The sequence below is a fragment of the Azohydromonas lata NBRC 102462 genome (assembly GCF_001571085.1).
GTDB lineage: Bacteria > Pseudomonadota > Gammaproteobacteria > Burkholderiales > Burkholderiaceae_C > Azohydromonas > Azohydromonas lata.
Genome location: NZ_BCTC01000032.1, coordinates 48920 through 63097, shown reverse-complemented (window position 1 = coordinate 63097; position 14178 = coordinate 48920). Strand labels below are relative to the sequence as shown.

The window sequence follows — 14178 nt, the reverse complement described above, 5'->3', positions numbered from 1 at the left end:
AGCTGCCGTTTTTGCAGCGCCCCAGCGGAGAACCGCTGGCGGAAAGGGAGGGATTCGAACCCTCGATACAGGAAACCTGTATACCGGATTTCGAGTCCGGCGCATTCGACCACTCTGCCACCTTTCCGGGAACTTCACCCTGGTCAGCAGGTGAAGCCTCGCATTCTAGCCTAAGTTTTAGGCGAGACGCTACATCTTTTTGTGGGACGGGGCACGACGGTGGCGCTTGGGCCGGGCAATGGCTTCACCCAAGCCGCCAAGCGCCGCCCTGCCCCACCGCTGGACCACCTCAGCAGTGACGCAGCACATCCATGCCGCGCAGATAAGGGCGCAGCGCCGCCGGGATGTCTATGCCGCCGTCGGCCCGCTGGAAATTCTCCAGCACCGCCACCAGCGTGCGCCCCACGGCCAGGCCGGAGCCGTTGAGCGTGTGCACCAGCTCCGGCTTGCCCTGGGCGTTGCGGAAGCGCGCCTGCATGCGCCGCGCCTGGAAAGCCTCGCAGTTGGAGCAGGAGCTGATCTCGCGGAAGGTGTTCTGCGCGGGCAGCCAGACCTCCAGGTCGTAGGTCTTGGCGGCGCTGAAGCCCATGTCGCCGCTGCTCAGCGCCACGACGCGGTAAGGCAGCTCCAGCTTCTGCAGGATGGCTTCGGCGTGGTTCACCATGGACTCCAGCGCAGCGTAGCTGTCCTCCGGACGCACCACCTGCACCATTTCCACCTTGTCGAACTGGTGCTGGCGGATCATGCCGCGCGTGTCGCGTCCGGCGCTGCCGGCCTCGCTGCGGAAGCACGGGCTGTGCGCGGTGAAGCGCAGGGGCAGTTGCGACGCGTCCAGGATCTGGTCGCGCACGCTGTTGGTCAGCGGGATTTCGCTGGTGGAGATCAGGTACTGCTCGGCCTGCTCCTCGTCGCCGCCGCGCAGCACCCAGAACATGTCCTCGCGGAACTTGGGCAACTGGCCCGTGCCCAGCAGCGCCTCGCGGTTGACGATGTAGGGTGTGTAGCACTCGGTGTAGCCGTGCTCGGTGGTGTGCACGTCCAGCATGAACTGGGCCAGCGCGCGGTGCAGGCGCGCCATGGGCCCGCGCAGGAAGGCGAAGCGCGAGCCGGAGAGGCGGGCCGCGGTTTCGAAGTCCAGGCCCAGCGGCGCACCGATGTCCACGTGGTCGCGCGGCGCGAAGTCGAAGGCGCGCGGGCTGCCCCAGCGGCGCACCTCGACGTTGGCCGTCTCGTCGGCACCGGCGGGCACGCTCTCGTGCGGCAGGTTGGGCACGCTCAGCAGCATCTGCTGCAGCTCCACCTGCAGCGCGTCCAGCGCCTCGGCGCTGGCCTTGAGCTCGTCGCCGATGCCGGCGACTTCGGCCATCACGGGCGCGGTGTCCTCGCCCTTGGCCTTGAGCTGGCCGATGCGCTTGCTCAGCGTGTTGCGCTTGGCCTGCAGCTCCTCCGTGGCGGACTGGATGCGCTTGCGCTCGGACTCCAGCGCGCGGAAACGCTCCACGTCCAGGAAGGGTTGCGGCGACTTGCGCGCCTCCAGGCGGGCCACCACCGCGTCGAGGTCGCGGCGCAGCAGAGAGATATCGAGCATGGTGTATTCCTTTGCGAGGCGGGGATTGTAAAAAGCCGCCCCGCGCCCTGGCTTGCCGGCGCCCAGCGCGCACCGTGCAGGCCGCACGGCGGCACGTGGCCGGCGTTCAGGGCAGATGCCGCGCCCAACGCGGCGCGGCGAAGAGATGCGATCGTCAGCCCTGGGCCGACTCGGCCATGGAGCGGTCGCCCAGGCCCTTGGGCAGCGGGAAGCGGATGTGCTCCTCCACGCCTTCCATGCGGCGCACGCTCAAAGCGCCCAGCTCGCGCAGGCGCTGGATCACCTGCTGCACCAGGATGTCCGGCGCCGAGGCCCCGGCGGTCAGCCCAACGCGCGCGCCCTGCGGGAACCACTGCGGCTGCAGGTCGGCGGCGGCATCCACCATGTAGGCCGGCGTGCCCAGGCGCTGCGCCAGCTCGCGCAGCCGGTTGCTGTTGGAGCTGGTCGGGCTGCCCACCACGATGAGCACGTCCACCGTCGGCGCCAGCAGCTTGACGGCGTCCTGGCGGTTCTGCGTGGCGTAGCAGATGTCCTGCTTCTTGGGCTCGCGCACCTGCGGAAAGTGGCGCTTGACGGCGGCCAGGATCTCGGCGGCATCGTCCACGCTCAGCGTGGTCTGCGTCACCACGGCGAGCTTGGTGCCCTGGGCCACCTGCACGCGGGCCACGTCCTGCACGTCCTCGACGAGGTGGATGCCGCCGTCGAGCTGGCCCATGGTGCCTTCGACCTCCGGATGCCCCTTGTGGCCGATCATGATGAATTCGTAGCCCTCGCGCGCGAGCTTGGCCACTTCCACATGCACCTTGGTCACCAGCGGGCAGGTGGCGTCGAAGAGCTGAAAGCCGCGCTCGGCCGCCTCGCGGCGCACGGCCTGGCTGACGCCGTGGGCGCTGAAGACCAGCGTGGCGCCCGCGGGCACCTCGGCCAGGTCTTCGATGAAGATGGCGCCCTTGGCCTTGAGGTCGTTGACGACGTAGGTGTTGTGCACGATCTCGTGGCGCACGTAGATGGGCGCGCCGAAGCGGGCCAGGGCACGCTCCACGATCTCGATGGCGCGGTCCACGCCGGCACAAAAGCCGCGCGGCTGCGCCAGCACCACTTCCTGCACGCCGCCGCTCATCACAGCACTCCGATGACCTGGACTTCGAAGCTCACGCCCTGGCCGGCCAGCGGGTGGTTGAAGTCGAAGAGCAGCCAGTCGCCGCCCACCTCGCGCACGACGCCGGCATAGCTGGCCTCGCCGCCCGGCGTGGGGAACTGCACCACGTCACCCACGCCGTACTGCGCGTCGGGGTCGCCCAGCTCGCGCAGCAGCGAGAGCTTCACGCGCTGCTGCAGCTCGGGGTTGCGCTCGCCGAAGGCTTCGCCGGGTGCCAGCTCGAAGCGCTCGTGCGCGCCCTCGGCCAGGCCGATGAGCCGGGCTTCCATGGCCGGCGCAAGCTCGCCCGTGCCCAGCGTGAGCGTGGCCGGCTTGCCGCCGAAGGTGTTGACGATGTCGGCGCCGTCAGGCCCCGACAGGCGGTAATGCAGGGTCAGGAAAGCCCCGGGCTGTATGGTGCTCACGGCAGATGGACTCTTGTCTAGACTGGGCCGAATTCTACGAGCCGGCCTCAAGGCCGCCCTGGACCCATGCCATTGAGAGACCTGCCTGCCGACGCGCTGCCGCGCGAGAAGCTGCTTGCCCGCGGTCCCGGGGCGCTTGCCGATACCGAGCTCCTGGCGCTGCTGCTGCGCACCGGGCTGCCGCAGCTCAACGTGCTCCAGCTCGCCGACAAGCTGCTCGCCGACTTCAACGGCCTGCCCGGCCTGTTGCGGGCACAACCGAGCCAGTTGGCGCTGATCAAGGGCTTGGGACCGGCCAAGCAGGCCGAGATCGGCGCGGTGATGGAGATCGCCCGCCGCACGCTGGCCGTGGAGCTGGCGCGCTCGCCGGTGTTCGACACGCCGGCCAAGGTGAAGGACTACCTCTCGCTGCGCCTGTCCGGCCTGGAGCACGAGGTCTTCGCCGTGCTCTTCCTGGACAGCCAGCACCGGCTGCTGTGCATGGAGGAGCTCTTTCGCGGCACGCTCACGCAGACCAGCGTCTACCCGCGCGAGGTGGTCAAGCGCGCGCTGCAGCTCAACGCCGGGGCGCTGATCCTGGCCCACAACCACCCTTCCGGCCTCGCGGAGCCTTCCCGCGCCGACGAGTTCCTCACCCAGCGCCTGAAGAGCGCGCTGCAACTGGTGGACGTGGCCGTGCTGGACCACCTCGTCATCGGCCTGGGCCAGACCGTTTCCTTCGCCGAACGCGGCCTGCTCTGAGCGGGGCCGCCCCGGCGGCGCCCAGCGGGCATGCCGTGCGCTCCTGCACACTCTCGGACACTTGTGAACCGAACCGCGCGCAGCGCAAGGAAGTTGGGAAGTTGCGATGAACGTGAAGCTGCGCAGCCTGCACGAGCTCGATGCCATCAAGCGCGTGCTGGAACACCGCCGCCAGGAGGCAGAGCAGCAGCACGCGCGTGAGCGCGAGGCGGCGCGCGCCCTGGACCTGTTTGCCCAAACCGTCGGCCCCGTGCAGCCGCTCAAGGCCCACAACCGCAAGGAGCACCACCTGCCCCGCCCCGCGCCCTGGCCGCGCCAGCGCGAGCTCGACGAGCAGGCGGCGCTGCAGGAAGCCCTCTCCGACGAGATGGACGTGGAAACGCTGCTGGAGACCGACGCGGAGCTGAGCTTTCGACGCCCCGACGTGGGCGCGGACGTGCTCAAGCACCTGCGCCGCGGCCGCTGGTCCATCCAGGCCGAGGTGGATCTGCACGGCCTGCGCCGCGACCAGGCGCGCGAGCGGCTGGCCGGCTTCCTGCGCGAGGCCACGCAGCGCGGCCTGCGCTGCGTGCGCGTCGTCCACGGCAAGGGACTGGGGTCGCCCGGGCGCGTGCCCGTGCTCAAGGGCAAGGTGCGGGCGTGGCTGGTGCAGAAAAGCGAAGTCGCCGCCTTCGTCCAGGCCCAGGGCAGCCAGGGCGGGCACGGGGCGCTGATCGTGCTGCTGCGGGGCTGAGGTTCAGCCCGCGGTTCAGCCGCCCTTGTTGCGCATGAAGTCGGCGGTGTTGAAGAACGCGTCCTCCAGCCGCTGCGCCAGCGCGGGGTCCAGCCCCTGCTCCTGCATGGCCTGCTGCATGCACAGCAGCCACTGGTCGCGCTCGGCCAGGCCGATGGCAAAGGGCAGATGCCGCGCGCGCAGCCGCGGGTGGCCGAAGCGGTCTATGTAGTGGTTGGGACCACCCAACCAGCCGCACAGGAACCAAAAGAGCTTGTCGCGCGAGCCCTGCATGTCCTGCGGGTGCAAGCGGCGGATACCGGCATAGGCGGGCTCCAGCTCCATCAGGTCGTAGAAACGGTCCACCAGCCGGCGCACGGCCGGCTCGCCGCCCAACAGCTCAAAGGCGTTGGACGCGTTGTCGTTGCTCATCGGGGAAGTGCTGCAAAAAAGAGAAGAAGTGAATCGGCCGCGCGGTGCGCTTTCAGGAGACGGTGGGCGTGTAGCCCTCTTCCTCCAGCTTCTTGGCAAAGGCCTCGGCCGGCCCGCAAGTATCGGCCCTGCGCCATGCACCGGCTGCCGTGGGGACGGCACGGCTATCCAGGACAAGCCAGTGCGTCCCCCCCAAAAAACAGCCCGCGCCCGGCAAGGCCGGAGCGCGGGCGTGGCGTCGGGGACGGGCCGCTCAGCGGAAGCGCGACTGCGGCACCGTGTACAGCTCGCCGGGCAGCGAGCCGATGTAGTTGGCGATCGCCTTGAGCTCCGCGTTGCTGAACTGCTTCACCTGCGCGCCCATGATGGCGTTGTTGCGGCCGACGCTGGCGTTGTTCTCGGTGTGGTAGGCCTTGAGCGCGGCGAAGAGGTAGTCCGGATGCTGGCCGGCGAGCTTGGGGTAGCTCGGGTCCAGCGGCTTGCTGAAGTTGGCGCCGTGGCAGGAGGCGCAGGCGCCCTTGGTCAGCAGCGCGGCCACCTCGGCGGAGGCCGCGGGCGGCGTCGCGGGCGCGGGCGCGGCCTCGGCGGGCGTCTGCTGCGCGTAGTGCGCGGCCACGAAGGTGATGTCCTGGTCGCCGAGCGACGCGGCCACGCCGTGCATGGTCGGGTGCTTGCGGTCGCCCTTCTTGTAGGCCTGCAGCGCGGCCTCCAGGTATTTCTGGCTCTGGCCGGAAATCATGGGCACCTTGTAGACCTGCGGAAAGCTGGCCTGGTAGCCGGGGATGCTGTGGCAGCCGATGCACATGGCCACCCGCGAGTCGCCGGCACCGGAGGGCGCGGGCGCCGCGGCGGGGGCCGTGGGAGCGGCCGCGGTCTGGGCCTGCGCGGTGGAGAGGAGCATGCCGGCCAGGGCCAGCGACAGGGCAAGGGTCTTGGTCATCGTCTCGTGAAGCTGATGATGAAGGCGGCCCTGCTGCTGCGAGGGCGCCGGCGGTGGAGCTTGCGCGGTGTCAAGGCGCAGTCTAGGGGGCTCCTATACTCGAACGCCACCCCTGCAAACCCGCCGCAGCGCCGGCGCCACGCCCATGAAATTCCAAGGCTCCGACCAGTACGTCGCCACCCCTGAATTGCGCCTGGCCGTCAACGCCGCGCTCACGCTGCAGCGCCCGCTGCTCGTCAAGGGCGAGCCCGGCACGGGCAAGACCATGCTGGCCGAGGAAGTGGCCCAGGCGCTGGGCATGCCGCTGCTGCAGTGGCACATCAAGAGCACCACCAAGGCGCAGCAGGGCCTCTACGAGTACGACGCCGTGAGCCGCCTGCGCGACAGCCAGCTCGGCGACGAGCGCGTCAAGGACATCCACAACTACATCGTCAAGGGCGTGCTGTGGCAGGCCTTCACCGCCGAGCAGCCCGTGGCGCTGCTGATCGACGAAATCGACAAGGCCGACATCGAGTTCCCCAACGACCTGCTGCGCGAGATCGACCGCATGGAGTTCCATGTGTACGAGACGCGCGAGACCATCCGCGCCCGCCACCGCCCGCTGGTCTTCATCACGTCCAACAACGAGAAGGAGCTGCCGGACGCCTTCCTGCGCCGCTGCTTCTTCCACTACATCAGCTTCCCCGACCCGGCCACCATGCGCGCCATCGTGGACGTGCACTTCCCCGGCCTCAAGCACGAGCTGCTGGCCGCCGCGCTGGACAATTTCTACCGCGTGCGCTCCCTGCCGGGGCTGAAGAAAAAGCCCTCCACCAGCGAGCTGCTGGACTGGCTCAAGCTGCTGCTGGCCGAGGACATCCCGCTCGAAGCCCTGCACAGCGGCGACGAGCGCGTGAGCGTGCCGCCCCTGGTGGGCGCCCTGCTCAAGAACGAGCAGGACTTGAACCTCTTCCACAAGCTGGTCGCCATGCAGCGCCAGCACCGCTGATTTCAACTTTCGCTTGAAAGTGCTTGGGGCGATTACCCCGGCCTGACGCGGCAATCCGCCCCTTGAAAGCGCCTCCCGGCGCCTGCTGGCCTGCTGGCCTGCTGGCCTGCTGGCCTGCTGGCCAGCAGCCTCAGCGCAGGAAGCCGCTCATGGTCAGCGATACCCGCGGCTCCAGCGGCTGGCCCTCGCCCGTGCGGCGCGCGCCCAGGTCCAGCGACAGCTTTCCCGGCTGCAGCCACCAACGCATGCCCAGCTCGCGCGCGATGCCCGTGGCCTCGTCGGCCCACTGCGCGTAGACCATGTGCGTGCCCAGCGGGCGCCACAGCCCGGTGACGGCGGTGCGCGTGCGCATCTCGCCGCTGCGCAGATTGCCCGTGCGCTGGCGGCCCACGCTCATGTCCAGCGCCGCGTTCGGCCCCAGCCGCAGCAGGCTGCCGGAGGCCAGCAGCGCGCGCTGGTCGCTTTGCACCTGGCCCAGCGTGCTGTCGCGCGAACCCTGCCAGCCCAAGCGCAGGCTGGTGGTCAGCGGCGCGTCCAGGGCCGACCACTGGTGGCTCTGCACCTGGTCCAGCTCCAGCTTCACCGGCGCCTTGGGCGAGGCCGGGGGCTTGTCCAGCAGCGCCGCCTGCTGCACGGGCTGCACCGTGGCCAGCTCCACCTGCGAGCCCTGCACGCCCAGCTTGAGCTGGTCGCGGCCGCAGCCCTGGCGCAGCTGGGCCAGCCAGTCGTCGGTGCTGGCGCTGTTGAACGGGTCCGGCGCGCAGCTGCGCGGCGCGCTGAAAGCCGTCTCCTTCAGCGGCACGCGCAGCCGCGGCGCATAAATCCTCACCGCCGCCAGCGGCGTATGGGGCACCAGCCTGTAGGCCTGGCTGGACCACACGCTGGGCGCGGCATAGGGCGCGGGCGGCAACAGCGGCGAATCTTGCGGCGGCAGCAGCGCGGCCACGGACGGCGGGCGCAGCGGCTTGTCCAGCGGGCGCCACAGCGCCAGCAACTGCGGCTCGTACGCCGGCAGCTCCACGCCCAGGCGCTTGGGCGGCGGCGCGTCCTCGGCCGGCCCGTCCTCAACCGCCGCGTCCTGGGCGGAGGCCTCATCCGCTGCCGCCTCGCCTTCGGCCAGGGCTGCGGCTTCGCCCGCGTCCGCCGGGCCGGCCGGCGCGGCGAAGGCCGGCGCATCCGCCTCCTCCCGGTCCCCTTCCTGCCCCCAGGCCGGCAACGCCGCCACGGCGCCGGCCAGCACGCAAGCCATCACGAAATCCCACCGCGCACGCACGCCCACACTGCCGCCCACAACCCGCTCCCACGCCAACAACCACGCCCGCATTCGGGTCCGCCCGCAGGCGATGGTGCGATGATCCCGCGCCATGGATTTGAAGCAACAAAGGCCGCTTTGCCGCCGCTGTAACCCCATGCAAACGACCTCGCGGAGCCGCCGCCCATGAGCTGGCCCGCCGCCACGGCGCTGCAGGGGCATCACGCCAGCCTCAGGCTGCTCTCCCACGACGACGCCCCTGCCCTGGCCGAAGCCGTGCAGGAAGGCGAGCTGTGGAAGCTGTGGGCCACGCGCGTGCCCGCGCCGCACGAGATGGATGCCGAGATCGCCCGGCGCCTCGCGCTGCACGAGCAAGGCGCCATGACCCCCTACGCCGTGCTCGACGCCCAGGGCACGCCCGTGGGCATGACGACCTACATGAACGTGGACGCGGTGAACCGCCGCGTGGAGATCGGCAGCACCTGGATCGCCCAGCGCGTGCAGCGCACGCCGCTCAACACCGAGTGCAAGTACCTGCTGCTGCGCCGCGCGTTCGAGGAGCTGGACTGCCTGGCCGTGGAGCTGCGCACGCACCGCCTGAACCACCGCTCGCGCCGCGCCATCGAGCGCTTGGGCGCGCAGCTCGACGGCATCCTGCGCCACCACATGCGGCTGCCGGACGGGACCCTCCGCGACACCGCCGTCTACAGCATCACCGCCCCGGACTGGCCCGCGGTGAAGCGCCATCTCGAAAGCCAACTGCAACGCCGCTGACCGCATGAGCACCCGACGACTGCACCCGCGCCTGACCTGGCGGCTTGAACACCCTTCGGCCATCGCCCTGTGCGCGGACGGCGCCCGCGCGGCGCTGCAGGTGCAGTCGCCCCGCGGCGACACCGTCGCGTCCCGGCTGTGGCTGCTGGACACGCGCCGCGGCGGCGAGCCCCGGCCGCTCACGCCGGCGGACGTGGACGCCCGCGCCCCCGCCTGGGCGCCGCGCGGCGGCGCCATCGCCTGCACCGCGCGAGCGGCCGGCGACCCCCACGCGCCGGCGCAGCTTGGGCTGCTGGACCCGGCCGCCGACGCCGCCGCGCCGCCCCGCGCCCTGGCGACCGTGCCCACCGGCGTGTTCGCCCCGCGCTGGCTGCCGGACGGCCGCGGGCTGCTGGCCGCCACCCGCACCTGGCCGGACCTGCCGGACACCGACGCCCAGGTCCGCCGCCTGCGCCGGCTGCGGCGCCTGGCGCGCGAGGGCGTGCACGAGGCAGACAGCGCCGAGCCATGCGCCGTGCACCTGCTGCTGTTCGACCTGGAAGGCGGCGTGCGCGACCTGTTCGCCGCGCTGCCCTGCGCGCTGGACGACGCCCCCGACGCCTGGGACGTCAGTGCCGACGGCCGCCACGTCGTTTTTGCATGCGCCCCGCGCCAGCCCGGCGGAGCGCGCGCCCTGGCCGAGCTCAACCTCGCCAGCGGCGCGCTGCGCTGGCTGGTGCGCGACGCGGGCTGGGACTGCTTCGCCCCGCGCTGCGCGCCGGCCTCGGCGCTGGACGGCGGGCGCGTCGCCTTCCTGGCCCGCCACGTCGGCCTCAAGCACAACCAGCCCGCGCAACTGGCGCTGTGGGACGGCGAGACGGCCGCCTGGAGCGTGCTCAGCGCCGCCTGGGACCACGAGGTCGAAGCGCCCCTGCGCTGGGAAGAGGACGGTTTGGCCGTGCTGCTGCGCGCCCGCCAGCGCGGTGTAAAACACCTGTGGCGCTTCGACGTGGCCGACCGCCGTGCCGAGGTGCTGGTGCGCGGCGGCTGGCTGCGCGCCTTCGACAAGACCGCCGGCACCCTGGTGACCGTGGCCGACGCGCTGGAGCACCCCGCCCGCGTGCACGTGCACCTGCCGGGGCAGCCGCCGCTGCGCGTGGAGCGGTTCAACGACACGCTGCTGCCCGGCGTGGACCTGGGCGTGGCCGAGGAAGTGACGCTCACCGGCGCGCTGGGCGAGGAGTTCACGCTCCAGCTGCACTACCCGCCCGGCTTCGACGCCACGCGCCGCTACCCCGTGCTGCAACTGCTGCCCGACGGCCCGCACGGCGGCGCGGGCGAGCGCTGGAGCACGGCCTTCAACCCCGCGCTGCTGGCCACGTTGGGCGGCTGCGTGGTGGCGCAGGCCCAGGTGCACGGCAGCGCCGGCCACGGCTATGCCTTCCTGGACAGCATCACCCACCGCTGGGGCGAGCTGGAGCTGCAGGACTTGCAGGCCGCCACCGCCTGGCTGCAGCGCCAGCCCTGGGCGGACGCGCGGCGGCTCTTCGCGGCCGGGCTGGGCGGCTACGGCGGCTTCCTCGCCGCCTGGCTCAACGCCCGGCGCTCGCCGCACGCGGCGCTGGCCTGCCTGGGAGGCGTGTTCGACTGGGACGCCATGCTCGCCAGCCGCGACTGGCCCCGCTTCGTCGCCGCCCTGGGCGCCCTGCCCTGGGCCAACCCCGAGGCCCTGCTGATCGCCAGCCCCCAGGCCAGCGCCGAGGGCATGCGCACGCCCATGTTGATCGTCCACGCCGCGGGCGACGCGCGCGTGCCGCTGCAGCAGGCCCTGGCCCACCACCACGCGCTGCAGGCGCTGGAGGTGCCCTCGCGGCTGCTGGTGCTGGACGCCCCCGACCTGCGCCGCCCCCGCCACGCCCGCCGCGTGCTGGGCGAGTTGCTGCGCTGGTTCCGCCGCCACGACCCCGGCGCGGCCGCGCGCTGAGCCGCTCCCGCGGCGCCCCCGCGCCGCGCACAATCCCTCCCATTCCGGGGGCGCGCCGCTGGCCGCCGCCCCTGGCGGCTGCGACCCCAGGAAGACCGCCCAAATGCTCATCGACTTCTTCTACAGCCTGCGCGCGGCGCGGCTGCCGGTGTCCCTCAAGGAGTTACTCACCCTGCTGGAGGGCCTCAAGGCCGGCGTGATCGAACCCTCGGTGGACGAGTTCTATGCCTTCGCCCGCCTGGCGCTGGTCAAGGACGAAACGCTGTTCGACCGCTTCGACCGCGCCTTCGGCGCCTATTTCAAGGGCGTGGAGCAGATCGACGTCGCCCTGGAGCTGCCGGACGACTGGCTGCGCCGCACGCTGGAGCGCGAGTTCACCCCCGAGCAGCGCGCCGCCCTGGAGGCCATGGACTGGGACGAGCTGATGGAGACGCTCAAGAAGCGCCTGGACGAGCAGCAGGAGCGCCACGAGGGCGGCTCCAAGTGGATAGGCACCAACGGCAGCTCCCCCTTCGGCCACGGCGGCATCAACCCGCGCGGCGTGCGCATGGGCGGCCCCGGCAAGGAAAAGAGCGCCGTGAAGGTGTGGGAGCGCCGCGCCTTCAAGGACTACGACGAGACGGCCGAGATCGGCACCCGCGGCATGCAGCTCGCGCTGCGGCGGCTGCGCCGCTTTGCCCGCGAAGGCGCCGCCGAGGAGCTGGACCTGGACGGCACCATCCACGCCACGGCCGCCAACGCCGGGCTGCTGGACATCCGCTTCGTCCCCGAGCGGCACAACAACGTGAAGCTTCTCTTGCTCATGGACGTGGGCGGCTCCATGGACGAGCACGTCAAGGCCGTGGAGCAGCTGTTCTCCGCGGCGCGCAGCGAGTTCAAGCACCTGGAGTTCTATTACTTCCACAACTGCGTCTACGACTTCGTGTGGAAGCACAACCAGCGCCGCCATGCCGAGCGCACCGCCACCTGGGACCTCATGCGCACCTACAACCACGACTACCGGCTGGTGTTCGTGGGCGACGCGACCATGAGCCCCTACGAGATCCTGCAGCCCGGCGGCAGCGTGGAATACAACAACGAGGAGCCCGGCGCCGAGTGGCTGCAGCGCCTGGCCCACCACTACCCGCACTGCGCCTGGATCAATCCCGAGCCGCAAGGCCTGTGGCAGTACCGCCAGAGCATCGCGCTGGTGCAGCAGCTCATAGGCCCGCGCATGTTCCCGCTCACCCTCGCCGGCCTGGAAGGGGCCATGCGGCTGCTGAGCAAATGAGGGGACCGCGGCAACCACGGCGGTACTTAGGGCAGTACTCAGGGCAGCACCCAGCGCGGCCACCGGCGGCAGCACTCCGGCGCCTGCGCACGGCGGCGCTGCTGGCGCCGGCGCTGCTCCTGGGCGGCTGCGCGCTGCTGCGGCCCAATGCCCAGGAGGCCGACGGCCAGGCCCGGCTCGCGCAGGCGCAGGCGCTGCCGCCGCCCTACACCCTGCGCGTGGAGCTGGACAACGCGCCGCTGCGCGCGCTGCTGCTGGAACACCTGGACCTGGCGCGGCTGCGCCGCGTCGCGCCCAACGCCGAGGTGGACGCCACGGAGCTCACGCGGCTCATCGCCGCCGCCCCCGCGCAGGTGCGCGCGCTGCTGGAAACCGAGGGGTTTTTCAACGCCCAAGTCAGCCTGCGCCGCGAGGACGGCGCGCCGCCGGTGGTGGCGCTGGTCGTCGATCCGGGCGCGCGCACGCGCGTGTCGCAACTGCAGTTGGACATCGCGGGCGACCTGCAACGCCGCCGCGAGGCGGGCGAGCGCGGCGCCGACGTGCTGGACGAGGAGTTGCGCCGCCGCTGGCCGCTGCCGCCAGGCGCGCCCTTTCGCAATGCCGACTGGTCCGCCGGCAAGCGCGCCCTGCTCACGCAACTGCGCGCCGCCGGCTACGCCGAGCCGCGGCTGGAGGACAGCGCCGCGCAGGTGGACGCGGCCACGCAGGAAGCGCGCCTGTCCGTCCAGGCCGACAGCGGCCCCCTCTTCCTCACCGGCCCGCTGCGCATCGAAGGTCTGCAGCGCCAGGACGAAGCCACCGTGCGCAACCTGGCCGGCTTCAATCCCGGTACGCCGGCCAGCGAAACGCTGCTGCTGGACTACCAGGACCGGCTGCACCTGGCGGGCCTGTACGAGCGCGCCACCGTGACGCTGGACACCTCGCAAGGCCCCGGGGCCGCGCCCGTGGTGGTGGCGCTTCGCGAGCTGCCGCTGCAGCAGGCCAACGTGGCGCTGGGCGTGGACGCCAACACCGGCGCGCGCGCCAGCGTCGAGCACTGGCACCGCCGCGCCCTCGGCTGGGACGCCACGGCGCGCGACAAGGTCGAAGTCGCCCAACTGCGCCAGGCCTGGGAGGGCGAGCTGGCCACGCACATCCTGCCCGGCATGCACCGCAACCTGGTGAGCGTGCAGGCCGAGCGGCTGGTGTCGGACGAGGACGTGGTGCGCTCGCTGCGCCTGCGCCTGGGCCGCGACCAGACCACGCCGCGCGCCGACCGCTTCAGCTTCGTGCAGTTCGAAAGCTCCAACCAGGAGCCCGGCGACAGGGCGCAGCCGTCCACGCACGTCGAGGCGCTGTCGCTGCAGCACCACGTGGTGCTGCGCCGGCTCGACAGCGTGCTGCTGCCCACGCGGGGCTGGACGCTGTCGCTGCAGGGCGCCGTGGGCCAGGCCCGCAGCAGCGACGCCGCGGCCGGCCCTTTTACAAGGCTGTACGCGCGGCTCACCGGCTACCGGCCCTTGGGCGCGAACTGGTACGGCCAGGCGCGCCTGGAATTGGGCCAGGTGTTCGTGCGGGCCAACGTGCTGGTGCCGGAGTCGCAGCAGTTCCGCGCGGGCGGTGACGAGTCGGTGCGCGGCTACGCCTACCGCTCGCTCGCCCCCACGGTCAACGGCGCCATCACCGGCGGCAACGTGCTGTTCACGGCCAGCGCCGAGGTGGCGCACCCGCTGTCGGCGGCGCTGCCGGCGCTGTGGGGCGCGGCCTTCGTGGACGTGGGCCAGGCCGCGCAGCACTGGGGCGGCCTGCAGCCCGTCTGGGGCCCCGGCCTGGGCCTGCGCTACCGCAGCCCCGTTGGGCCGCTGCGGCTGGACCTGGCCTACGCCACGGCCGAGCAGCGCGTGCGGCTGCACCTGAGCGTGGGCGTGATGTTCTAGACGCGCACCGTGCCGGCGCGGGTGGAGGCGTTGGGCGAT

Annotated in this window: 13 protein-coding genes and 1 tRNA gene; 7 read left to right on the top strand and 7 right to left on the bottom strand. The window is 71.8% G+C overall.

Features of this window, described 5'->3' with window-relative positions; genetic code table 11:
* Positions 1–36: 36 nt before the first annotated feature.
* The 4 genes from ALA01S_RS13395 to ALA01S_RS13380 form a co-directional block, all read right to left on the bottom strand.
* A tRNA-Ser gene (locus ALA01S_RS13395) sits at positions 37–127 on the bottom strand.
* 162 nt (positions 128–289) lie between these two features.
* Positions 290–1588, bottom strand: coding sequence for a serine--tRNA ligase (gene serS / locus ALA01S_RS13390; protein ID WP_066337195.1), 1299 nt, complete (start codon positions 1586–1588; stop codon positions 290–292).
* A 154-nt stretch (positions 1589–1742) separates the two neighbouring features.
* The gene (ispH, locus tag ALA01S_RS13385) at positions 1743–2708 is read right to left on the bottom strand and encodes a 4-hydroxy-3-methylbut-2-enyl diphosphate reductase (RefSeq protein WP_066337190.1); all 966 of its coding nucleotides are present in this window, start codon (positions 2706–2708) and stop codon (positions 1743–1745) included.
* Complete coding sequence (locus tag ALA01S_RS13380; RefSeq protein WP_066337182.1) at positions 2708–3151, bottom strand: FKBP-type peptidyl-prolyl cis-trans isomerase; 444 nt, start codon at positions 3149–3151, stop codon at positions 2708–2710. The genes ispH and ALA01S_RS13380 overlap by 1 nt, the downstream gene beginning before the upstream one ends.
* Positions 3152–3217: 66 nt before the next feature.
* Here ALA01S_RS13380 and radC point away from each other — a divergent pair, with 66 nt between their 5' ends.
* Positions 3218–3892 (top strand): RadC family protein, encoded by a 675-nt coding sequence (gene radC / locus ALA01S_RS13375; RefSeq protein ID WP_066337180.1) that lies wholly within the window; start codon positions 3218–3220, stop codon positions 3890–3892.
* Positions 3893–3998: 106 nt separating this feature from the next.
* Complete coding sequence (locus ALA01S_RS13370) at positions 3999–4625, top strand: Smr/MutS family protein (RefSeq protein WP_066337178.1); 627 nt, start codon at positions 3999–4001, stop codon at positions 4623–4625.
* 15 nt (positions 4626–4640) lie between these two features.
* On the opposite strand, the gene ALA01S_RS13365 is transcribed toward ALA01S_RS13370, so the two are convergent.
* Both ALA01S_RS13365 and ALA01S_RS13360 read right to left on the bottom strand, forming a co-directional pair.
* The gene (locus ALA01S_RS13365) at positions 4641–5036 is read right to left on the bottom strand and encodes a group II truncated hemoglobin (protein WP_066337176.1); all 396 of its coding nucleotides are present in this window, start codon (positions 5034–5036) and stop codon (positions 4641–4643) included.
* Positions 5037–5289: 253 nt separating this feature from the next.
* Positions 5290–5976, bottom strand: coding sequence for a c-type cytochrome (locus ALA01S_RS13360; RefSeq protein ID WP_084267517.1), 687 nt, complete (start codon positions 5974–5976; stop codon positions 5290–5292).
* A gap of 145 nt (positions 5977–6121) precedes the next feature.
* Here ALA01S_RS13360 and ALA01S_RS13355 point away from each other — a divergent pair, with 145 nt between their 5' ends.
* A complete protein-coding gene (locus ALA01S_RS13355; RefSeq protein WP_066337168.1) occupies positions 6122–6964 on the top strand; it encodes an AAA family ATPase in 843 nt (280 codons plus the stop codon).
* A gap of 130 nt (positions 6965–7094) precedes the next feature.
* Here ALA01S_RS13355 and ALA01S_RS13350 read toward each other — a convergent pair whose 3' ends face one another.
* The gene (locus ALA01S_RS13350; RefSeq protein ID WP_157118982.1) at positions 7095–8213 is read right to left on the bottom strand and encodes a FecR family protein; all 1119 of its coding nucleotides are present in this window, start codon (positions 8211–8213) and stop codon (positions 7095–7097) included.
* A gap of 189 nt (positions 8214–8402) precedes the next feature.
* Here ALA01S_RS13350 and ALA01S_RS13345 point away from each other — a divergent pair, with 189 nt between their 5' ends.
* From ALA01S_RS13345 to ALA01S_RS13330, 4 genes are all read left to right on the top strand, one after another.
* Positions 8403–8990 (top strand): GNAT family N-acetyltransferase, encoded by a 588-nt coding sequence (locus tag ALA01S_RS13345; protein WP_066337164.1) that lies wholly within the window; start codon positions 8403–8405, stop codon positions 8988–8990.
* Positions 8991–8994: 4 nt separating this feature from the next.
* Positions 8995–10953, top strand: a complete 1959-nt coding sequence (locus ALA01S_RS13340) for a S9 family peptidase (protein ID WP_066337160.1) — start codon at positions 8995–8997, stop codon at positions 10951–10953.
* 103 nt (positions 10954–11056) lie between these two features.
* A complete protein-coding gene (locus tag ALA01S_RS13335; RefSeq protein ID WP_066337159.1) occupies positions 11057–12223 on the top strand; it encodes a vWA domain-containing protein in 1167 nt (388 codons plus the stop codon).
* Positions 12220–14139: an autotransporter assembly complex protein TamA gene (locus tag ALA01S_RS13330; RefSeq protein ID WP_084267516.1), complete on the top strand. Its 1920-nt coding sequence runs from the start codon at positions 12220–12222 to the stop codon at positions 14137–14139. Before ALA01S_RS13335 ends, ALA01S_RS13330 begins: the two co-directional genes overlap by 4 nt.
* Positions 14140–14178: the final 39 nt, after the last annotated feature.